The organism is Kitasatospora sp. NPDC001660 (genome assembly GCF_053596725.1).
On record NZ_JBSFGU010000029.1, the window covers coordinates 20,455 to 39,722 of the forward strand.

Here is a 19,268-nt window from a genome sequence, read left to right on the forward strand (position 1 = left end):
GCGCTCGTCCACCCCTACCGCTGGCACCAGGAGGCCGCCCATGGCGCTCGGCAACCTCACCGACGCGTTCACCAGCCTGATGTTCGGCAAGGTGGAGACCACCCGGCTGCCCGTGCGCACCTCGACCGGTCAGGCGCAGGCGGTCTACCTGCCCACCGCGGCACCGGGGCTGGGCGACTCGGGGGTGATCATCGGGCGTGAGGTGTACAGCGGCAAGGGGTACGTCTACGACCCCTTCCAGCTGTACGGGCAGCAGCTGCCGGCCCCGCACTGGCTGGTGCTGGGCGAGTCCGGCAACGGCAAGTCGGCGCTGGAGAAGACGTACGTCCTGCGGCAGTTGAGGTTCCGCGACCGGCAGGTCGTGGTGCTGGACGCGCAGGGCGAGGACGGTGTCGGCGAGTGGAACCTGATCGCCGACGCGCTGGGCATAAAGTCGATCCGCCTGGACCCGATGGCGGCCCGGGACGGCGGGGTGAAGCTCAACCCGCTGGACCCGGCGATCACTCAGACCGGCCAGCTGTCGTTGCTGCGCACCATCATCGAGGTGGCGATGGGCCGCGGCTTGGAGGAACGGGCCGGCTTCGCGCTGAAGGCGGCGCACGCGCACGTGGTGACCTCGGTGAAGGACCGTCAGCCGGTCCTGGACGACATCATCGACACGCTGCGCAACCCCGACCTGTCGTCGGTGGAGTCGCTGGGCGTGGCGGTGGACGAGGTGCAGCGCTGGGGCCTGGACGTGGCGCTGGTGCTGGACCGGCTGGTCGACGGCGACCTGCGCGGCATGTTCGACGGCCCGACCAGCGATGGCATCGACCTGGACGCACCGCTGATCGTCTTCGACCTCTCGCACATCGACCGCAACTCGATCGCGATGCCGATCCTGATGGCGATCGTCGGCGTGTGGCTGGAGCACACCTGGATCCGGCCGGACCGCAAGAAGCGCATCTTCCTGGTCGAGGAGGCCTGGCACATCATCAACAGCCCCTTCGTGGCACAGCTGTTCCAGCGTCTGCTGAAGTTCGGCCGTCGGCTCGGCCTGTCCTTCGTCGCGGTGGTGCACCACCTGTCGGACGTAGTGGACGGCGCGGCGGCCAGGGAGGCCTCGGCGATCCTGAAGATGGCCTCCACCCGCACGATCTACATGCAGAAGGCGGAGGAGGCGCGGGCGACCGGTCGGGTGCTGGGTCTGCCGCGCTGGGCGGTGGAGATCATCCCGACGCTGTCGCCGGGCATCGCGGTCTGGGACGTCAACGGGAACGTCCAGGTGGTCAAGCACATCATCACCGAGACCGAGCGGCCGCTGGTCTACACCGACCGTGCCATGACGGAGGACGCGGTGGCCGAGCGCGAGCGGGCCGAGCGGCAGTTGGCGGCCGAGCCCGGCGTGTGAGCCGGGGTGCCCCGGTGTGGGGCCGATCCTGATTCGTTCACGACGGTTCGTCGACGAGTAACCCAGTCGTTACGTCAGAAAACCTGACAGCTACGCGCGTTGACCCTAGGCTGCATTCGCGCACACCCACATCCACGCGCGCCTGCGCCGGTTCCGCGGCCGGGTGCTCCTAGGCGCAGGGGACCTCCTCATGCTCACCGTCAGATCACGACGTGCGGCGCTCGCCGTGGTCGCCGCGGCCGGACTGTTCGGCTCGGTGGCCGTGCCGTCGGCCGCCCAGGCCGCCGACGCGAACTCCAGGCGGCACCGGACCGTCAACCTCCAGCTGCTGGCGATCAACGACTTCCACGGCAACCTGGAGCCCCCGGCGGGCTCGGCCGGCACGATCCGGGAGATCGACCCGGCCACCGGCCAGCAGGTCAGCACCCCGGCCGGCGGCGTCGAGTACCTGGCGACGGCGCTGCGCGAGGCGCGCGAGGCGGCGGACGACTCGATCACCGTCGCGGCGGGCGACATCGTCGGGGCCAGCCCGCTCACCTCGGCGCTGTTCCACGACGAGCCGACCATCGAGGCGATGGACAAGCTCGGCCTGGACGTCACGTCGGTCGGCAACCACGAGTTCGACCACGGTGCGCAGGAGCTGCTGCGGCTGCAGAACGGCGGCTGTCACCCGGTCGACGGCTGCTACGAGAAGGGCCGCAAGTTCCGCGGCGCCAACTTCAACTACCTGTCCGCCAACGTCACCGACGAGAACACCGGCGAGCCGCTGCTGCCGCCGTACTGGGTGACGAAGTCGCAGGGCGTGAAGATCGGCTTCATCGGCGTCACCCTGGAGGGCACGCCGAACATCGTGACGGCGGCCGGCGTCAAGGGCCTGAAGTTCGCCAACGAGGTCACCACGATCAACAAGTACGCCGCCGAGCTCAAGGCGCAGGGCGTCAACTCGATCGTCGCGCTGATCCACGAGGGCGGCTACCCGGCCAGCAGCGTCTACAACTACGACTGCGGCGCGGCCGGTCAGGGCGTCTCCGGCCCGATCGTCGACATCGCCCGGAACATCGACCCCGCGGTCGGCGCCATCGTCACCGGCCACACCCACAACGCGTACGCGTGCATGATCCCGGACCCGAACGGCGTGCCGCGTTCGGTGACCAGCGCCGCCTCCTTCGGCCGGCTCTTCACCGAGATCGACCTGAAGCTGGACAAGGCCACCGGCACCATCGTGCGTCCGTCGGTCAAGGCCGAGAACCACATCGTGCGCCGCACGCTGCCCAAGGCCGAGGACATGAGCGAGCTGATCGCCCGCTACTCCGAGCTGGCCGCGCCGATCGCGGGCCGCCCGGTCGGCTACATCGCCTCGGACATCAACGGCCGCGGCAGCAGCGACCTGGAGAAGCCGCTCGGCGACCTGATCGCGGACGCGCAGCTGGAGGGGCTGGCCCCGGCGGACAAGGGCGGGGCGCAGGTGGCGTTCATGAACCCCGGCGGCATCCGGTCCGACCTGGTCCACAAGGCGGTCGGCAGTGAGGGTGACGGCGTGGTGACGTACGGCAAGGCGTTCACCGTCCAGCCGTTCACCAACATGATGCAGGTCAAAACGCTGACCGGGGCCCAGCTGATCCAGCTGCTCCAGCAGCAGGTCAGCGGGAGCAACGCCGCCGCGCCGAAGATCCTCCAGGCGTCCAGGGGGCTGACCTACACCCTGGACATGCGCAGGACCGGGGCCGACCGGGTCGTCGTCGACTCCGTCCGTCTCAACGGCGCGCCGATCGACCCGGCCGGCAAGTACCGGGTCGCGGCGAACGAGTTCCTGGCCGCGGGCGGCGACGGCTTCCCGGCCCTGGCGGCCGGCACCGACAAGCTCGTCGGCGCCTCCGACCTGGAGGTCTTCGTGGCCTACCTGGGTGCCCACAGCTCGGCGTCCGCGCCGCTGAAGGCCCCGGCGCAGGACCGGATCAAGGTCATCGGCCCGGGCAGCGACGTCGACTGACGTCGGCTGACCGTGAGCCGGTCCGGGAGGGGCGGGGCGCTGTCGGGGCGCCCCGCCCCTCCCTCTTTCGGGCTACTCGGCGATGGGGCCGCCGGGCAGGCGGACGGTTGCCAGGGCGCCAGGGCCGCCGTCTGCGGCCGGGCCGAGCGAGACCTCGCCGCCGGCCTCCCGGACGCTCTGCGCGACGATCGACAACCCGAGACCGGAGCCCGGGAGTTGGCGCGAGGAGGGGGAGCGCCAGAACCGGTCGAAGACGTACTGCAGCTCGTCGGGCGGGATGCCGGGGCCGTGGTCGCGGACGGTCAACACGCCCTCCCGGAGGCGGACTTCGATGGTGCCGCCGGGCGGGCTGTACTTGACCGCGTTGTCCAGCAGGTTGATCACGGCCCGTTCGAGGGCGAAGGCGTCGCCGTGGACGAACCAGGGCTCGGTCCCGGTGTCGAAGACCAGCCCGGGGCCGCGCAACTTGGCGCGTTCGACGGCCCGCCCGGCGATCTCGTGCAGGGCGACCACGGCGAGGTTCGGCCCCGGCTTGGGGGAGTCGGGGCGTGAGAGCTGGAGCAGGTCCTGGATGAGGACGGTGAGCTCCTGCATCTGCGCCTTCATGTTGCCCAGCAGCTTGGACTTCGTGGCGGGCGGGAGCGGGCGGCCCGTCTCGTCGCTCCGGATCAGCAGGTCGACGTTGGTGCGCAGCGACGTGAGGGGCGTGCGGAGCTCGTGCCCGGCGTCCGCTATCAGCCGGGTCTGCCGCTCGCGGGAGTTGGCGAGGGCGGTGCTCATGGAGTTGAACGAGGTGGAGAGGCGGGCGATCTCGTCGTCGCCGCGGACCGGGATGGTCGTGCCGACCTCCTCGGTGCGGGCGATGTGCTCGACGGCGTCGGTGAGCTGGTCGACCGGCTTGAGCGAGGAGTGGGCGACGATCCGGCCGGCGATGGCCGCGAGGAGGATGCCGCCGACGGAGACGGCGCCGAGGAGGATGGCGAGGCCCTGGAGGGAGTCCTCGACGGACTGGGTCGGGCTGGCGACCATCAGCAGGACGGGCCGCGCTCCGAAGTGGGTCAGGGCGACGCGGACGACCGCAGGCGTCCCGTCGGTGAAGTGGCCGTCCCGGATGACCGACTGACCGACCTTGAGCCGGAACACGGCGGAGTCACTCGGCCTGACCACGATCGCCTTGGTCGCGAGAGGGGGCAGACAGACCCCCGCCGGGTCTTCCGCGACGTACTGGGTGTCCCGGGCGACCGACGTGCTGTTCTCCGGCGCGACGCCCCGCGGCTGGGCCTGCAGGGCCGCCTGCGGGGTGTCGTAGCAGGAGAGGCTCGGCACCCGGGGCGGTGGCGGGAGCGGCGCGCTCGCGAGGTCCGTCTGCACCTGGCCGTAGAGCTGCTTCTCCACGATGAACCAGCACGCCAGCGCCGACAACGCGATGGCCACCGCCACTGCGGCCGCGCTCAGGAAGGTGAGGCGGCCGCGCAGCGAGCGGGAGCGGAACCAGTGCACGAGGCGCTGGATCCGGGAGGGGCGGGGCGGCGCGAGGGGCGGCGGGGGAACGTTGCTCACGCGCTGGTGCCGGCCGCAGGGCGCAGGGCGTAGCCGACGCCGCGTACGGTCTGGATGATCCGGGGCATGCCGCCCTGCTCGGTCTTGCGGCGCAGGTACATGACGTAGACGTCCAGGGAGTTGGAGGAGGGCTCGAAGTCGAAGCCCCAGACCGCCTTGAGGATCTGCTCGCGGGTGAGGACCTGCCGGGGGTGGGACAGGAACATCTCCAGGAGCATGAACTCGGTGCGGGTCAGCTCGACGGACCGGCCGGCGCGGGTGACCTCGCGGGTGGCGGTGTTCATCCGCAGGTCGCCGAAGGCCAGCACCTCGCTCTCGTCCTCGGCCGCCGCCCGGGCCGCGGCCTCGGTGGCGAGGGCGTTGCGGCGGAGCAGGGCGCGGACCCGGGCGAGGAGCTCGTCGAGTTCGAAGGGCTTGGCGAGGTAGTCGTCGGCGCCCACGTCCAGGCCGGTGACGCGGTCGCCGACGGCGTCCCGGGCGGTGAGCATGAGCACCGGGACGGTGTCGCCGCGCGAGCGCATCCGGCGGACGGCGGTGAGGCCGTCCATCCGGGGCATCATGATGTCGAGCAGGACGAGGTCGGGCCTGTCGCGTTCGACGGATTCGAGGGCCTCGTAGCCGTCGGTGGCGGTGGCGACCTCGTATCCCTCGAAGGCGAGGCTGCTCTCCAGGGCGTCCCGGAGCGCGGGTTCGTCGTCGACCACGAGAAGTCTGGCCGAGGTGTGGCCGGACTCGGCGGGGTTGCGGTCGTCGGCGGACGGGGTCATGGGCCCTTGCCCTTTCTCGTCGTGTTGGGGACCTGCTCGGAGCAATTGTCCGTCTTACACGTTCTGGCCGGCCTGCAGTTTCGGCAGAACCTGCTTGATGTCGTTGATCGGGATGGCGAAGCCGAGGCCGACGCTGCCCGCCGAGTTGCTGCCGCCGCCCGCGGTGGAGCCGGTGCCGCTGGGCGAGTACATGGCCGAGTTGATGCCGATGACCTGGCCGTTGGCGTTGATCAGCGGGCCGCCGGAGTTGCCGGGGTTGAGGGCGGCGTCGGTCTGGAAGGCCTTGTAGGTGGTGGTGCCGCTGTTGCTCGGCTGCTGCTGCGCGCCGCGCTGGCCGGGCAGGAACGGGAAGCCGTAGCCGCCGTTGCCGCCGGTGGCGCCCTCGTCGACCTGGACGGTGACCGCGCGGTTCTCGGCGCTGATGATGCCCGAGGTGACGGTGCCGGTGAGGCCGTCCGGGTTGCCGATGGCGACGACCGGGTCTCCGACGGCGACGGTGGAGGAGTCGCCGAGGGTGGCCGGGGTGAGGTTCTTGGCGCCGTTCGCGGTGATCACCGCGGCGTCCAGGGACTTGTCGGTGCCGGTGACGGCGGCCTGCACGGTCGAGCCGTCCTTGAAGGTGACCGTGATCTGGCCGCTGCCGTCGACCGCGCCGGAGATCACGTGGAAGTTGGTGAGGATCCGGTCGCTCTTGTCGAGCACCACGCCGGTGCCGGTGGCGGTGCCGCCGGGGGCCTTGACGGTGATCTGGACGACGCTGGGCGAGACGGCGGCCGCGATGGCCGCGACGTCGGCGCCGCCGTCGGAGCGGGCGGCGACCGGGCTGGCGATGGTGGTGCTCCGGGTGTCCGCGGAGCGCTCCTGGGAGGCGATGAACCCGCCGGTGACCCCGCCGAGCACGGCGGCGATCGCGGCGACGGCGGTGACCAGGGCCAGCCGTCCGCGGCGCATGCCGCGCCGGGTGCGGTCGCCGTGGTCGCCGGAGCCTTCGAGGCCCTGGGGGCTGCCGGGCCAGTCGGCGGACGGCGGGGCCGGGGGCATGGGCGGAGGGGGCGGGCTGTCGAAGCTGCCGCCGGAGTGGTCCTCGCGGTAGCCGTACCCGTGGGCGTCAGTGCCGTGGTCGGCGCCGGTGCCCGTGCTGCCGCCGAGGACGGTGCCCTCGATGATGCGGTGCTCGTGCGGCGCGGACGGCTGCGCGCCGTGCTGTCCGGTCCACCCGTACTGCTGCTCGCTGCGCTGCTGATCGCTCATGCCGAACAACGTCCGCCCGGCGGATGAGGATCGGATGAACGCGGGCTCAGAAGGGTCCGAGAAGCCCGTTGACTTCTCATAAAGCCTGGTCAGGCAGTGCGCGGCGGGCGTCGGATCGGAGTTTGTTACTCCGTTTCGATGGTGGTCGGGACGGCCGGGGCGCCCGGGGCCGCTCCGTCGCAGCCGCAGGAACGCCGGACCACCAGGCGGGACGGGAACTTCCGGACCCGCTCGGTGTCCGATCCCGGCACCATCAGCGAGTCGTCCAGGACCAGGTCGACGGCGGCGCGCGCCATCGCGTCCCGGTCGGAGGCGACGGTGGTCAGCGGCGGGTCGGCGAGAGCGGCCTCGGGCACGTCGTCGAAGCCGGCCACCGCGAGGTCCTCCGGGACCTTCAGGCCGATCTCGCGGGCGGCCCGGAGCACACCGATCGCCTGGTCGTCGGTGGAGCAGAAGATCGCCGGCGGCCGGTCCGGCGAGCGCAGCACGCCGAGCGCGACCTCGTACGCGCCGTAGCGGTGGAAGGGCGCGTCGATCAGGTGCGGCTCGGTGGGCAGGCCGTGCGCGTCCATGGCCCGCTGCCAGCCCTCGACGTGGTCGATGACCGGGTCGCCGGGCGCGGGGGAGTCGACCGGGCCGCCGAAGCAGGCCACGTACGGGTGCCCGTGCACCTCCAGCAGGTGGCGCACGACGGCCTCGGCGCCGCCCACGTCGTCGGTGACCACCGCGACGTCGTCGATCGCCTCGGGGCGGCGGTGCAGCAGCACCACCTTCGCGCCCTCCATCGCGGCGAACTCCTCGGCGGCGCGCTGCGAGGGGCCCTGGCTGACCAGGATCAGGCCCGAGACGCGCATGCCGAGGAAGGCGCGGACGTAGTGCACCTCGCGGTCGTCCACGTAGTCGGAGTTGCCGATCAGCACGAGCTTGCCGCGCTCGGAGGCGGCCCGTTCCACGGCGTGCGCCATCTCGGCGAAGAACGGCTGGCGGGCGTCCGGGACGACCATGCCGATCAGGTTGGTGCGGCGGGAGGCCATCGCCTGGGCGACGCTGTTCGGCCGGTAGCCGAGCTGCTCGATCGCCGCGAGGACCTTCTCCTTGGTGGCGGGCGCGACCGGGCGCGGCCCGTTGTTGATCACGTAGCTGACGACTGCGGTCGAGGTACCGGCCAGTCGGGCTACATCGTCGCGCGTCACTTTGGCCACGAGGGGAGTCTACGCGTGTGGCGTCGGCGTCGGCAGTGGGACCTGTGGCTGCCGACGGGAGGACGGTGGGCGACGAGGGGGTGAACCGGACAAGCCGGGCGGGATCGCCCCGCCCGGCGCGCCGGTCACGCCTCCAGCGGCGCCGAGGGGCGCTGGGCGAGCTCCGGGCGCTCCCCCTTCTCCGGCTTCTCCGGGACGACGAAGCGGTAGCCGACGTTGCGCACGGTGCCGATCAGCTGCTCGTGCTCGACGCCGAGCTTGGCGCGCAGGCGCCGGACGTGCACGTCCACCGTCCGGGTGCCGCCGAAGTAGTCGTAGCCCCAGACCTCCTGCAGCAGCTGCGCCCGGGTGAAGACCCGGCCGGGGTGCTGGGCAAGGTACTTGAGCAGCTCGAACTCCTTGAACGTGAGGTCGAGAGCGCGGCCCTTGAGCTTGGCGGAGTAGGTGGCCTCGTCGACCGAGAGGTCGCCGTTGCGGATCTCCATCGGGCTGTCGTCGGCGACGACCTGGAGCCGGCCGAGCGCGAGCCGCAGCCGGGCCTCGACCTCGGCCGGGCCGGCGGTGTCCAGCAGGACGTCGTCGATGCCCCACTCGGCGGTCACGGCGGCCAGGCCGCCCTCGGTGACCACGAGGATCAGCGGGCAGCCGATGCCGGTGGAGCGGAGCAGCTGGCAGAGGCTGCGGATCTGTGGGAGGTCCCGTCGGCCGTCGACCAGGATGACGTCGGCGTTGGGGGTGTCCACGAGGGCGGATCCCTCGGCGGGCGCCACCCGGACGTTGTGCAGCAGCAGGCCGAGCGCCGGCAGTACCTCCGCGGAGGGCTGCAATGCGTTGGTGAGGAGGAGGAGAGAACTCATACCCGGTAGTCCCCTTTCCGGGTCGTCGCGGTCGCTTTACGGCTGCCGCCACAGCCGGATGGCGCACATTCGAGGAGGTGCCGCGCGAGGGGGGTCCCCCCGGCCGGAGGCTGGGGGAGTGTCCCAAGAAGGGTGGCGGCGGGCGGCAGGAGGGCGAGGAAGGAGGGTTCGGACGCCGGGAGCGCACCGGAGGATTGGCCGGCGCGCACGGCGCAACGGCGCACGTGCCGGGGGTCCCGCAACCCCTGGCGCACCGTTTCTGCCCTGCTCATCCCGCGAAACCTCCGGTCCTGGTCTTGCGCCGGGCGGCGGCCCGACACCGGGGTGGCGTCACCCCGGCCGGACGGGGCACGTCGTTGTGCCGCGATAGGCGGGGCGGTTCCCGCTCACCGCCGGGGGTGGGCCGACGATTCGCAAGAACGTCCGTACTGGCGTCCTGAAAGCACAAAAGGACCCGGGGGCGACTCTGCCCGGATCCCTCTTGGACGACGAGGATAGCCGACCGGCCGCCTCGCCGGGAGGGCTCGAATCCGGCGGTTCGCCCAATCCGGGCGCGCGCTGGGTGAGCCTGGACACAGCTTCGACTGGCGCTCCGGATCCGCCCGGCCAGGGCGATTGCCGCTCGCGGCGGCGGACACGCCATCATGGGACGCACATCGGCGGCACCGCGCACGTCCACCTTTCGGGTGGTCGGACGGCCGCCCCGGTGGCGAGCCGGACCGGGGCACCGGGCCGGGCGAGGACGACGAGAAGGGGTTGCCATGGGCGCGACCACCGAGCCCGCGAGCGGCGCCCGGGTGCGCGGGACGATCCGCTACTGGGCTGCGGCGAAGTCCGAGGCCGGACTGGCCGAGGAGCCGTACGAGGCGGCGACCCTGGCCGAGGCGCTGGCGGCCGCCGAGGAGCGGCACGCCGACCGGCCGAAGCTCGTGCAGCTCCTCGGGCACTGCTCCTACCTCGTGGACGGCGCCCAGGTGGGCGGCCGGGACCACGCGACCGTCGAGCTCACCGAGGGCGGGACCGTCGAGGTCCTGCCCCCGTTCGCGGGAGGCTGAGCGGCGTGACGGACATGAACGACGTGAACAACGGCGGCTACGGGGGCTGGCAGCAGCCGCAGCAGCCCCGCCCGCAGCACGGCTACCAGCAGCAGTACGGCCACCCGGGGTACGGGCAGCCGGTGCAGCCGCCGGTGGACGACGCGGCGGCGACGACGCTGCTCCCGCCCGTGCCTCCGGTGGACGACGCGGCGACGACGCTGCTCCCGCCGGTCCCGCCGATGGACGACGCGGCCGCCACCACGCTGCTTCCGCCGGTGGTCGTCTCCGACGCGATGCCGGTCGCGCAGCCGCAGTCCCGGCCCCGGCACGCCGCGCCCGCCCCGGTTCCGGTGCCGATGGCCGCTCCCGGCCTCGACCAGCCGACCATGACGCTCAAGCGGCCCGCGGCCCCCGGCGCGGCGCCGTACGCGGCCCTCCCGCCGCAGCCCGCGATGCCCGCGATGCCCGCGATGCCCACGGCGCCCGCCGTCCCGCCGGCCGCACCGGCCGCACCGCGCGCGCCCCGCACCGGCTCGCCGATCATCGAGCCGGGCGTCCAGCCCGCGCTGATCACCGCGGCCGTCGCCGCCCTGCTGGCCGGCAGTGCCGCGCTCGGGCAGGTGGCGCTGGCCCTCGTGGTCGCGCTGCTCCAGGTGCTGACGGCGGCCGGCTGGTTCCGGCTGAACGGCATGTGGCCGGCCCGCCAGGGCATCGCCCTGGCCGCGCTGGCCGGTTTCACGGCGGACGTGGCGGTGCTGCTGGCGAGCTCGGACGGCGGCATCGCGGCCGTGGTCGGCACCCTCGGCGGCTTCTTCCTGCTGGTCCTGGTGCTGCAGACGTTCCGTCCGTCGGACCCGAAGGAGCGGTTCTACGCCCTGACCGTGCTCGGCTCCGCCACCGTGGTGACGGTGCTCTGCACGGCGCTGCTGCTGGCCGGCTGGGTCCCGGCCGGGGTCGGCGCGGTCGCGCTGGCCACCGTGCTGGCCGCGGCGCCGCTGCCCGGTCCGAAGCTGCTGGGTCCGGTGCTGGGCCTGGTGGCGGCGGTGCTGCTGGGACTGCTGGTGGGTGCGCCGCTCGCGCTCGGGGCCCTCGCGGGCGTGGGCGCGCTGGTCGGCCGCCGGGTCGCCTCGTACGACTGGCCGTCCCGGTTCGTGCACATGACGGCGGGCGTGGCGCTGCCGCTCGCCGTGGCCGCGCCGCTGATCTGGATGGCGACCGGCCTCCTGGCCTGACCGCGGGCCGGCCCCGGAGCCCCGCCCCGACGTCCCGCCCCGGAACCACGTTCCGGGGCGGGACGTCGTACGGTCGTGCGGAGGCCCGGTTGAGGGCCGCTGCCGTGAGGCGGCGAACGACAGCGACCGGCGACGACGGGGGAGTGCGATGCGCGGATGGCTGAAGGCGACGACCGGCCTGGTGGTGCTGTCCGGACTGCTGCTGGGCGCCGACCGGATCGCGGTCGGTGTGGCCGAGGACGAGGCCGCCGACCGGATGGTGAGCAGCGGCCGGATGAGCCAGCGCCCGGACGTCTCGATCGGGGGCTTCCCGTTCCTCACCCAGGTGTTGTCGAAGAAGCTCGACGATGTCAGCATCTCGGCCGACAACCTGATGATCAGCGACGGCGGTCACCAGGTGGCGCTGCACGGGTTCAAGGCCCGGCTGTCGGGCGTCAAGGTGAGCGACAGCATGAACTCGGCGACGGTGGACAGCGGCACCGGCAGCGGCCTGATCACGTACGCGGACCTCGCCCAGCTGCTGCCGCCGGCCTCGCAGCTGATGCCGGGCGGCGGCAAGCTGCCGGTGGGCTCGAACGCGCGGCTGAGCCTGTCCTACGGCGGGCCGGGCAAGGTCAAGGCCTCGCTGGGGCCGCTGCCGGTCGGTACGGGCTCGGTGCACAGCGACGGCAACACCGTCACCGCGGACGGCTTCCAGCTCAGCGGGCTGGCCGGGATGTTCGCCGGGATCACCAACCAGAAGATCGATCCGGTGGGCTTCACCCTCGACTCGCTCCCGGCCGGGCTCAAACTGGCCGACAAGGACGGCGTGACGCCGACCGAGGACGGCCTGCAGCTGAACTTCGACGGGAAGGGCGTCAAGCTCCTCGGCTGAGCGTTCACCCGATCGGTTCCGTTCCGCTCCGCGAGACGCGCTGTCCAGCGCGGACCGCGGAGCGCTGCCGTTTCCGGCCCCGGACGGCCCCCGATCCGCCCCCGGCCACCACCCCACGGCTGCGGAAAGGTCAAATCTCGCCATTCGGTCGATCTGGTCTCGATATTCGATACGCTGATGACAGCGGGCCGCCGGTGTCCCTAGCATCGTCGGCATGAAGCGACAGACGGATCTCACGAAGCGGCGGGCGGTCGACCTGTGCCGCGTGGCCGCCTGTCTGTGTCGAATGCGCTAACTCGGCATTCCGGCAGGGCAGTTACTGCCCGCCGCCGATCCTCTGGCGATCCCGTCCGGCCTCCGCGGCCGGCCCTCGCCGATACACGCCGCGATCCACCGCTCGGCCGTCCCGGACACCTGCCTCCGTCCCATCATTCGGACAGACTTTCGGACCGGAGCAGTCCGGGCGCCCCCGCAGCACCCCGCTGAGCAGCACCTTCCGCCAACCGCCCTCGGATGGAGAACACCACCATGAGCCGCAGCGACGTCCTGGTCGACGCCGACTGGGTCCAGGCCCACCTGGACGACCCGAAGGTCGTCATCGTCGAGGTCGACGAGGACACCTCCGCGTACGACAAGAACCACATCCGCAACGCCGTCCGGATCGACTGGAAGAAGGACCTCCAGGACCCGGTCCGCCGCGACTTCATCGACCAGGCCGGCTTCGAGGCGCTGCTCAGCGCCAAGGGCATCGCCAACGACGACACCGTCGTCCTGTACGGCGGCAACAACAACTGGTTCGCCTCGTACGCCTACTGGTACTTCAAGCTGTACGGCCACGGTGACGTCCGCCTGCTGGACGGCGGCCGCAAGAAGTGGGAGCTGGACTCCCGCGACCTCGTCTCCGAGGTGCCGGCCCGCGCCGCGACCGCGTACGAGGCGAAGGCCGCCGACTCGTCGATCCGCGCCTTCCGCGACGACGTGATCGCCGCCATCGGCAACCTCAACCTGGTCGACGTCCGCTCGCCCGACGAGTTCTCCGGCAAGCTGCTCGCCCCGGCCCACCTCCCGCAGGAGCAGTCGCAGCGCCCCGGCCACGTGCCGAGCGCCCGCAACATCCCGTGGGCCAAGAACGCGAACGACGACGGCACCTTCAAGAGCGACGACGAGCTCAAGGCGCTGTACGAGGCCGAGGGCATCGACCTGGCGAAGGACACCATCGCCTACTGCCGCATCGGCGAGCGCTCCGCGCTCACCTGGTTCGTCCTGCACGAGCTGCTCGGCCAGGAGAACGTGAAGAACTACGACGGCTCGTGGACCGAGTACGGCAGCCTCGTCGGCGTGCCGATCGAGCTCGGCGGCAACTGAGCCCGCGCGGCTCGACCGTAAGTCAGAAGGGAAGACGGACATGTGCGGTGCGAAGGCCGGCGGGCCGGACCTGGCAGGAGTTGACGTGGCGAACGAGACGATCATCCAGGGTTCGGTGACCCGCGACGGTGAGCCGGTCAACGGCTACGTCCGGCTGCTGGACGAGGGCGGAGAGTTCACGGCCGAGGTGCCCACCTCGGCGACCGGCCAGTTCCGGTTCTTCGCCCGACCGGGCAAGTGGACCCTGCGCGCGCTGGTGCCGGGGCAGACCGTGGACCGTCAGGTGGTGGCCTCCCAGGGCACCGCCGTCGAGGTCGCGATCGCGGTCTGATTTCCGCGGACGGCGATGACGAGGGCCCTGCCGCGGCAGGGCCCTCGGTCGTACCGTGGAGGCGTGCAGGCAAGCCGGCGGCGTCGCTACTACTTCGCCATGATGGGCGTGTGCCTGGGCATGTTCGTCCTGGCCTGGGGTGTGGTGCGTTTCTTCTCCGTGCCCGCCGCGATCGCGCTGTGCGTGGTCGCGATGGTCATCCCCCCGGCCGCGGCGGTGTTCGCCAACAAGCGCGACCCGGACGACGACTGGTGGAACGACCCGCGCTGGGACGACCCGAAGTGGGACGAGCCCGGCCACGACCGGGACCGCCCCGATCAGGAACATCACCCCCGGGACGGGGGTGCCCAGTACTAGTAGCAACGCCGTTCAGTTTGGTGTGGGGCCTGTGTGTCAAGGCCGGTAGGCAAAGCAGCGGAGCTGCCGTAGAAGAGGTCTGTCACTCCAAGACATCCTCACCACGGGAGCTCCGCTGTTGGAACAGGCTGCCACAACGCGGACGGTCGGGATAGCGTCCGGCGCGTTCGCGCCGGGTCATATCGGCGAGTTGACGCGGATCGTGCCGTTCGAGATGGTCGATGAGGTACTGGCCGAGACGAAGGCGGTCCAGCGGCGGGTCCGGCTGATGCCGGCGCGGGTCACTGTGTACCTGCTGCTGGCGGGAGCGTTGTTCGCCGGGCTGGGCTACCGGCAGGTCTTCGACCGGATGTGCGCCGGACTGACGGACCTGGCACCCACCAGGCCCGGCGGCAGCGCGTTACGGCAGGCCCGCCAGCGTCTGGGGGCCGCGCCGATGAAGGCGCTGTTCGATCTGGTCCGCGGCCCGGTGGCCACGACCGCGGCCCAGGCACGGTGGCGCGGGCTGCTGGTGGTGGCGGTCGACGGCACACTGCTGCCGGTGCCGGACGCTGCGGCGAATCTTGCGGTGTTCGCCAAGCAGCGGTGCAACAACGGGACCGGCGGCTATCCACAGGTCCGGCTTGCGGCATTGGTGGCCTGCGGCACGAGGGCGGTGATCGGTGCGGCGTTCGGCCCGGCCACCGTCGGCGAGCTGGAATACGCCGGCCGGCTGGCAGGCGATCTGCGCGCCGGGATGCTGCTGCTGGGCGACCGCAACTTCGCAGCCGCCGACCTGCTGAACCGCTTCGCCGCCACCGGCGCGCACCTGCTGGTGCGGTGCAAGTCCGGGCGGAGGCTGCCGCCGGTGGCCCGCTGCGGCGACGGCTCGTTCCTGGCCCGGCTCGGAGCACTGACCGTCCGCGTCATCGACGCCGAGATCAGCATCATCACGTCCCAAGGGGCCCGCACCGGCCACTACCGGCTGCTGACCACCCTCACCGATGCGTCGGCGCATCCGGCCCGTGAACTCGTTCGGCTCTACCACGAGCGTTGGGAGATCGAGACGGCCTACGCGGAGCTGAAATCCACGATCCTGGGCGGCCGGGTCCTGCGCGCCCGCACCCCGGCCGGGGTCGAACAGGAGGTCTGGGCACTGCTGGTCGCCTACCAGGCACTGCGGACCGTGATGACGGACGCCACCGACAGCATCGCCGGCACCGATCCCGACCGGGCCGGCTTCACCGTCGCGCTGTCCGCCGCCCGCGACCAGCTCGTCCTGGCCGCGGGCATCATCGCCGACACCGTGATCGACCTGGTCGGAGTCATCGGCCGCCACGTCCTGGCCCAGCTACTGCCCCGACGCCGGGTCCGCACCAAAGACCGCATCGTCAAACGCGCGATCTCCAAGTACAACGCCCGCGGACCCGCCATCGACCGAGCCACCTACAAGGCCACCATCAGCATCAACATGCTCACAACCGACCCTTGACACCGCCCAGACCGCCCAAACTGAACGGCGTTGGTACTAGTAGACGAGCGCCTGGACGCCGTCGCTCATGATCTCGCTGACGAAGACCTGGGCGCCCGCGATCCGGACGCCCTCGGCGGTGTCCTTCTGCTCGATCCCGCGGCGCACCGCGCACTGGGTGCACAGCGTCACCGTCCCGCCCGCCATGATCGACTCCAGCAGGTCGGGCAGCGGCGCCGAGTGCGGCAGCTCGAACTCCGCCGCCCGCCCCGGCAGGGCGAACCAGGAGGACTCCCCGGTCAGCCAGAGCGAGACCTCGATGCCGCTGGCGACGGCCACGGCCGCCACCGTGAACGCCTGCGAGCACCGCTCCGGCGCGTCCGCCCCGGCAGTGACCTTGATGACGAGTTTCTTCGACATGGCGCCACCTTAGAGCGCCCGGAACGTCAGGTTCCCGGAATCCCCGGATCGCGCGGGCAAACCTTCGGCGGCACGCGGAAGTCGTCCCGTGAACCGCGCCGACCCGATCCCGTGAACACCGACGTGGTGGGGCTCACCGCGACCCGCCGATGCCCGGCGGATAGAGTGAGCGCCAGCAAAATCCACCACACTGTCGCCGCCTGGGAGCCCCCCGTGTCCGGTCTGGAAATGTTCTTCGACGGTCTGCTGGCCCTCATGGCCGTGCTGATCACCTGGTTCGCCATCTTCTCGGTGATGAAGCTGTACCAGGGCCAGCGCTGAGCCTGCCGTACGGTTGAAGCAGTCCCACACCGACGACAGCGACCAGGAACATGATCGAGATCCCCTCTGACCTCCACAAGGACGTCGTCCCGCTCGCCTTCCTCCTCGGCACCTGGGAGGGCGCGGGGGTGTACGACTTCCCCGGCACGGAGAAGTGCAACTTCGGCCAGGAGATCGTGATCCGGCACGACGGCCGTCCCTTCCTCGAGTTCCGCTCCCGCACCTGGGTGCTGAACAACGAGGGCGAGCGGGTCCGCCCGCTGGAGAACGAGCACGCGTTCTGGCGCATCACGAGCAACCAGGACGGCACCACCGGTGCGCGCGGGATCGAGATCTCCTCCGTCCGCGACGACGGCACCGTCGAGATCTGGTACGGCGAGCTGGCCGACGGCAAGCCGCAGGTCGACGTCTCCACCGACGCGGTGGCCCGGATCGAGGGCTCCCCGGAGTACTCCGGCGGCAAGCGGCTGTACGGCTTCGTCAACGGTGAGCTGCTCTGGGTCGGCGAGAAGGCCGCCCCGACCGTGCCGCTGCGGCCGTACATGTCCGCCCAGCTCAAGAAGGTGCTCAGCCCCGCGCAGCTGATCCAGGACATCAACGACCTGCCGGACGACGGCATCGCCTTCTTCAAGTAGGCCGTCGAGAAGCAGGCCTCCGAGTAGGCGCGGCGCGGGCGGGTACCACCCGCGCACAACGTAGGGACCGGCCCGCGGCCGGTCCCTACACTTGTTCCAAGGACCCCGACCGTGGCAGGGACAGCATCGTGGCGGACACCGGCACCACCGACTGGCAGCTCTCCGGAGACTGGAAGGCCGACCTGCGCGAACGCGGCTACCGGCTGACGCCCCAGCGCCAGCTCGTACTGGAGGCCGTCGACACCCTCGACCACGCCACCCCGGACGAGATCCTGAGCCACGTCCGGCAGACCGCCAGCGGCATCAACATCTCCACCATCTACCGGACGCTGGAGCTGCTGGAGGAGCTCGGCCTGGTCTCGCACGCGCACCTGGGCCACGGCGCCCCGACCTACCACCTGGCCGGCCGCCACCACCACCTGCACCTGGTCTGCCGGGACTGCGACAAGGTCACCGAGACGGACACCGAGATCGCCGAACCCCTCATCCAGAGCCTGCGCGCGCGGCACGGGTTCGACACCGACCTCAAGCACTTCGCCATCTTCGGCCGCTGCGCCGACTGCACCGCCAAGCTCGGGAACGGCCAGTCGTAAGCTGGCCGGTATGACCGGTGTGAAGAGCCCGCTGCTTGCCCTGCCCGGAGCCGTCCCCGCCGAGGGGGCCGACGAGGGAGTCGCCGCCCACTACGGCGACATCTTCCGGGAGCAACGCAACCTCGCGCAGGGCACCGGCTTCGTGGACCTCTCGCACCGCGGCGTGGTCACCGTCACCGGCGCCGACCGGCTGTCCTGGCTGCACCTGCTGCTCACCCAGCACGTCAGCGCGCTGCCGCCGCAGGAGGCCACCGAGGCGCTGGTGCTCTCCCCGCACGGGCACGTCGAGCACGCGCTCTACCTGGTCGACGACGGCACCACCACGTGGGCGCACGTCGAGCCGGGCACCCAGGGCGGCCTGCTGGCCTACCTGGAGAGCATGAAGTTCTTCTACCGGGTCGAGGTCGCCGACGCCACCGCCGACTACGCCGTCGTGCACCTGCCGGCCGGCTCCGCCGGTTCCGTCGAGGGGGTCGCCGCCGTACGCGAACTCCCGTACGGGCGAGACCTGTTCGTGCCGCGAGCCGAGCTGGAGAAGCTCACCGCCGGGTACGGACCGGCGGCCGGCGTCTGGGCGTACGAGGCGCTGCGCATCGAGGCCCACCGGCCGCGGCTCGGCTTCGAGACCGACCACCGGACCATCCCGCACGAGGTGGACTGGCTGCGCACCGCCGTCCACCTGCAGAAGGGCTGCTACCGCGGGCAGGAGACCGTCGCCCGGGTGCACAACCTGGGCCGCCCGCCGCGCCGGCTGGTCTTCCTGCACCTGGACGGCACCGAGGAGACGCTGCCTCCGCACGGCACCGAGGTGCGCCTCGCCTCCGACCCGGACGGACGGGCGCTCGGCTTCGTCACGTCCTCGGCGCGCCACCACGAGCTGGGGCCGATCGCGCTGGCGATCGTCAAGCGGAACGTGCCGGTGGACGCGGTGCTGCTGGCCGGGACGGTGCTGGGCACGCAGGACGTGATCGTCCCGCAGTGAGTGCCCGGGGCGTGCCCTAGACCTCGACGAGGACCGTGAACGGGCCGTCGTTCACCAGCGCCACCTGCATGTCGGCGCCGAACCGGCCCGTCTCCACCTTGGCGCCGAGCGCGCGCAGCCGGGCGACCACCTCGTCCACGAGCGGCTCGGCGACCGGGCCGGGGGCGGCGGCGTTCCAGGTGGGGCGGCGGCCCTTGCGGGCGTCGCCGTAGAGCGTGAACTGGCTGATCACCAGGAGCGGGGCGGCGAGGTCGGAGCAGGACTGCTCGACGCCGTTCTCGTCGGCCGGCAGCAGGCGCAGCGTCCACAGCTTGCGGGCCAGCCGGGCGGCCTCGGCGGGCGTGTCGTCGTGGGTGACGCCCACCAGGACGCACAGTCCGGGCCCCTCGATCGCGCCGACGGTCTCGCCGGCCACCGTCACCCTGGCTTCGCTCACCCGCTGCACCACTGCTCGCATGCGGCCATTGTGCCGGAGCCGTCCCGTCGTCCGAGCGGGGGATCCGCGTGCGCTTCGGGGCGGCGTGCGCAGGGGTGGTGCGCGCCGGATTGCGTCCGCATGCGCGGGGTCGGGCGCCGTTCTCGCTGCGGAAAGGGGTGGTCGTATCAGCCACCCCCGTTCGCCAGGGGGCCGTTCGGGTGCACGGGCGGTGCGCC

The 19,268-nt window shown here is 71.8% G+C and carries 20 protein-coding genes; 13 read left to right on the forward strand and 7 right to left on the reverse strand.

Features of this window, described 5'->3' with window-relative positions:
• Positions 1-40 precede the first annotated feature (40 nt).
• Both ACWCXH_RS26730 and ACWCXH_RS26735 read left to right on the forward strand, forming a co-directional pair.
• The gene (locus ACWCXH_RS26730; RefSeq protein ID WP_449804013.1) at positions 41-1,390 is read left to right on the forward strand and encodes an ATP-binding protein; all 1,350 of its coding nucleotides are present in this window, start codon (positions 41-43) and stop codon (positions 1,388-1,390) included.
• A gap of 190 nt (positions 1,391-1,580) precedes the next feature.
• Positions 1,581-3,380, forward strand: coding sequence for a bifunctional metallophosphatase/5'-nucleotidase (locus ACWCXH_RS26735; protein WP_449804014.1), 1,800 nt, complete (start codon positions 1,581-1,583; stop codon positions 3,378-3,380).
• Between the two features lie 72 nt (positions 3,381-3,452).
• Here ACWCXH_RS26735 and ACWCXH_RS26740 read toward each other — a convergent pair whose 3' ends face one another.
• From ACWCXH_RS26740 to ACWCXH_RS26760, 5 genes are all read right to left on the reverse strand, one after another.
• The gene (locus ACWCXH_RS26740) at positions 3,453-4,940 is read right to left on the reverse strand and encodes a HAMP domain-containing sensor histidine kinase (RefSeq protein WP_449804015.1); all 1,488 of its coding nucleotides are present in this window, start codon (positions 4,938-4,940) and stop codon (positions 3,453-3,455) included.
• Positions 4,937-5,707, reverse strand: a complete 771-nt coding sequence (locus ACWCXH_RS26745; RefSeq protein WP_449804016.1) for a response regulator transcription factor — start codon at positions 5,705-5,707, stop codon at positions 4,937-4,939. Before ACWCXH_RS26745 ends, ACWCXH_RS26740 begins: the two co-directional genes overlap by 4 nt.
• A gap of 54 nt (positions 5,708-5,761) precedes the next feature.
• Entirely contained in the window at positions 5,762-6,958 is a 1,197-nt protein-coding gene (locus ACWCXH_RS26750) for a S1C family serine protease (protein WP_449804017.1), read from the reverse strand.
• A 125-nt stretch (positions 6,959-7,083) separates the two neighbouring features.
• Positions 7,084-8,160: a LacI family DNA-binding transcriptional regulator gene (locus ACWCXH_RS26755; protein ID WP_449804018.1), complete on the reverse strand. Its 1,077-nt coding sequence runs from the start codon at positions 8,158-8,160 to the stop codon at positions 7,084-7,086.
• A 125-nt stretch (positions 8,161-8,285) separates the two neighbouring features.
• Complete coding sequence (locus ACWCXH_RS26760) at positions 8,286-9,017, reverse strand: response regulator transcription factor (RefSeq protein WP_449804019.1); 732 nt, start codon at positions 9,015-9,017, stop codon at positions 8,286-8,288.
• A 761-nt stretch (positions 9,018-9,778) separates the two neighbouring features.
• Here ACWCXH_RS26760 and ACWCXH_RS26765 point away from each other — a divergent pair.
• The 8 genes from ACWCXH_RS26765 to ACWCXH_RS26800 all read left to right on the forward strand — a co-directional run bounded on the left by ACWCXH_RS26765 (position 9,779) and on the right by ACWCXH_RS26800 (position 15,684).
• A complete protein-coding gene (locus ACWCXH_RS26765) occupies positions 9,779-10,072 on the forward strand; it encodes a MoaD/ThiS family protein (protein ID WP_449804020.1) in 294 nt (97 codons plus the stop codon).
• A 5-nt stretch (positions 10,073-10,077) separates the two neighbouring features.
• On the forward strand, positions 10,078-11,286 hold the full coding sequence (locus ACWCXH_RS26770) for a hypothetical protein (protein WP_449804021.1): 1,209 nt from the start codon (positions 10,078-10,080) through the stop codon (positions 11,284-11,286).
• A gap of 148 nt (positions 11,287-11,434) precedes the next feature.
• Positions 11,435-12,160 carry an LmeA family phospholipid-binding protein gene (locus tag ACWCXH_RS26775; protein ID WP_449804022.1) on the forward strand — a complete coding sequence of 242 codons (726 nt, stop codon included), beginning with the start codon at positions 11,435-11,437 and terminating at the stop codon, positions 12,158-12,160.
• Between the two features lie 214 nt (positions 12,161-12,374).
• Positions 12,375-12,455 carry an Ms5788A family Cys-rich leader peptide gene (locus ACWCXH_RS26780; RefSeq protein WP_350517234.1) on the forward strand — a complete coding sequence of 27 codons (81 nt, stop codon included), beginning with the start codon at positions 12,375-12,377 and terminating at the stop codon, positions 12,453-12,455.
• Positions 12,456-12,688: 233 nt separating this feature from the next.
• A complete protein-coding gene (locus ACWCXH_RS26785) occupies positions 12,689-13,525 on the forward strand; it encodes a sulfurtransferase (RefSeq protein WP_449804023.1) in 837 nt (278 codons plus the stop codon).
• Between the two features lie 40 nt (positions 13,526-13,565).
• Positions 13,566-13,856, forward strand: a complete 291-nt coding sequence (locus ACWCXH_RS26790; RefSeq protein ID WP_030059605.1) for a DUF1416 domain-containing protein — start codon at positions 13,566-13,568, stop codon at positions 13,854-13,856.
• A gap of 15 nt (positions 13,857-13,871) precedes the next feature.
• The gene (locus ACWCXH_RS26795; protein WP_449804024.1) at positions 13,872-14,213 is read left to right on the forward strand and encodes a DUF3099 domain-containing protein; all 342 of its coding nucleotides are present in this window, start codon (positions 13,872-13,874) and stop codon (positions 14,211-14,213) included.
• A 118-nt stretch (positions 14,214-14,331) separates the two neighbouring features.
• Positions 14,332-15,684: an IS4 family transposase gene (locus ACWCXH_RS26800; RefSeq protein ID WP_449804025.1), complete on the forward strand. Its 1,353-nt coding sequence runs from the start codon at positions 14,332-14,334 to the stop codon at positions 15,682-15,684.
• 36 nt (positions 15,685-15,720) lie between these two features.
• Here the strand turns inward: ACWCXH_RS26800 and ACWCXH_RS26805 are convergent, their stop codons facing one another.
• On the reverse strand, positions 15,721-16,083 hold the full coding sequence (locus ACWCXH_RS26805; RefSeq protein WP_449804026.1) for a DsrE family protein: 363 nt from the start codon (positions 16,081-16,083) through the stop codon (positions 15,721-15,723).
• Positions 16,084-16,454: 371 nt separating this feature from the next.
• Between ACWCXH_RS26805 and ACWCXH_RS26810 the strand changes: the two genes are divergently transcribed.
• The 3 genes from ACWCXH_RS26810 (at position 16,455) to ygfZ (ending at position 18,614) form a co-directional block, all read left to right on the forward strand.
• Positions 16,455-17,039: an FABP family protein gene (locus ACWCXH_RS26810; protein WP_449804027.1), complete on the forward strand. Its 585-nt coding sequence runs from the start codon at positions 16,455-16,457 to the stop codon at positions 17,037-17,039.
• Between the two features lie 128 nt (positions 17,040-17,167).
• Positions 17,168-17,632 carry a Fur family transcriptional regulator gene (locus tag ACWCXH_RS26815; protein ID WP_449804028.1) on the forward strand — a complete coding sequence of 155 codons (465 nt, stop codon included), beginning with the start codon at positions 17,168-17,170 and terminating at the stop codon, positions 17,630-17,632.
• A 10-nt stretch (positions 17,633-17,642) separates the two neighbouring features.
• The gene (gene ygfZ, locus ACWCXH_RS26820; protein WP_449804029.1) at positions 17,643-18,614 is read left to right on the forward strand and encodes a CAF17-like 4Fe-4S cluster assembly/insertion protein YgfZ; all 972 of its coding nucleotides are present in this window, start codon (positions 17,643-17,645) and stop codon (positions 18,612-18,614) included.
• Positions 18,615-18,630: 16 nt separating this feature from the next.
• Here ygfZ and dtd read toward each other — a convergent pair whose 3' ends face one another.
• Positions 18,631-19,071 (reverse strand): D-aminoacyl-tRNA deacylase, encoded by a 441-nt coding sequence (gene dtd, locus ACWCXH_RS26825; RefSeq protein WP_449804030.1) that lies wholly within the window; start codon positions 19,069-19,071, stop codon positions 18,631-18,633.
• Between the last annotated feature and the right edge of the window lie 197 nt (positions 19,072-19,268).

Excerpts from the sequence above, each read along its gene's own strand:
- ACWCXH_RS26790 (WP_030059605.1), top strand. The coding sequence starts at position 13,566 with ATGTGCGGTGCGAAGGCCGGCGGGCCGGACCTGGCAGGAGTTGACGTG.
- ACWCXH_RS26760 (WP_449804019.1), bottom strand. The coding sequence starts at position 9,017 with ATGAGTTCTCTCCTCCTCCTCACCAACGCATTGCAGCCCTCCGCGGAG.
- ACWCXH_RS26750 (WP_449804017.1), bottom strand. The coding sequence starts at position 6,958 with ATGAGCGATCAGCAGCGCAGCGAGCAGCAGTACGGGTGGACCGGACAG.
- ACWCXH_RS26775 (WP_449804022.1), top strand. The coding sequence starts at position 11,435 with ATGCGCGGATGGCTGAAGGCGACGACCGGCCTGGTGGTGCTGTCCGGA.
- ACWCXH_RS26810 (WP_449804027.1), top strand. The coding sequence starts at position 16,455 with ATGATCGAGATCCCCTCTGACCTCCACAAGGACGTCGTCCCGCTCGCC.
- ACWCXH_RS26795 (WP_449804024.1), top strand. The coding sequence starts at position 13,872 with ATGACGAGGGCCCTGCCGCGGCAGGGCCCTCGGTCGTACCGTGGAGGC.
- ACWCXH_RS26730 (WP_449804013.1), top strand. The coding sequence starts at position 41 with ATGGCGCTCGGCAACCTCACCGACGCGTTCACCAGCCTGATGTTCGGC.
- ACWCXH_RS26765 (WP_449804020.1), top strand. The coding sequence starts at position 9,779 with ATGGGCGCGACCACCGAGCCCGCGAGCGGCGCCCGGGTGCGCGGGACG.
- ACWCXH_RS26785 (WP_449804023.1), top strand. The coding sequence starts at position 12,689 with ATGAGCCGCAGCGACGTCCTGGTCGACGCCGACTGGGTCCAGGCCCAC.
- ACWCXH_RS26745 (WP_449804016.1), bottom strand. The coding sequence starts at position 5,707 with ATGACCCCGTCCGCCGACGACCGCAACCCCGCCGAGTCCGGCCACACC.
- ACWCXH_RS26805 (WP_449804026.1), bottom strand. The coding sequence starts at position 16,083 with ATGTCGAAGAAACTCGTCATCAAGGTCACTGCCGGGGCGGACGCGCCG.
- ygfZ (WP_449804029.1), top strand. The coding sequence starts at position 17,643 with ATGACCGGTGTGAAGAGCCCGCTGCTTGCCCTGCCCGGAGCCGTCCCC.
- ACWCXH_RS26735 (WP_449804014.1), top strand. The coding sequence starts at position 1,581 with ATGCTCACCGTCAGATCACGACGTGCGGCGCTCGCCGTGGTCGCCGCG.
- dtd (WP_449804030.1), bottom strand. The coding sequence starts at position 19,071 with ATGCGAGCAGTGGTGCAGCGGGTGAGCGAAGCCAGGGTGACGGTGGCC.
- ACWCXH_RS26780 (WP_350517234.1), top strand. The coding sequence starts at position 12,375 with ATGAAGCGACAGACGGATCTCACGAAGCGGCGGGCGGTCGACCTGTGC.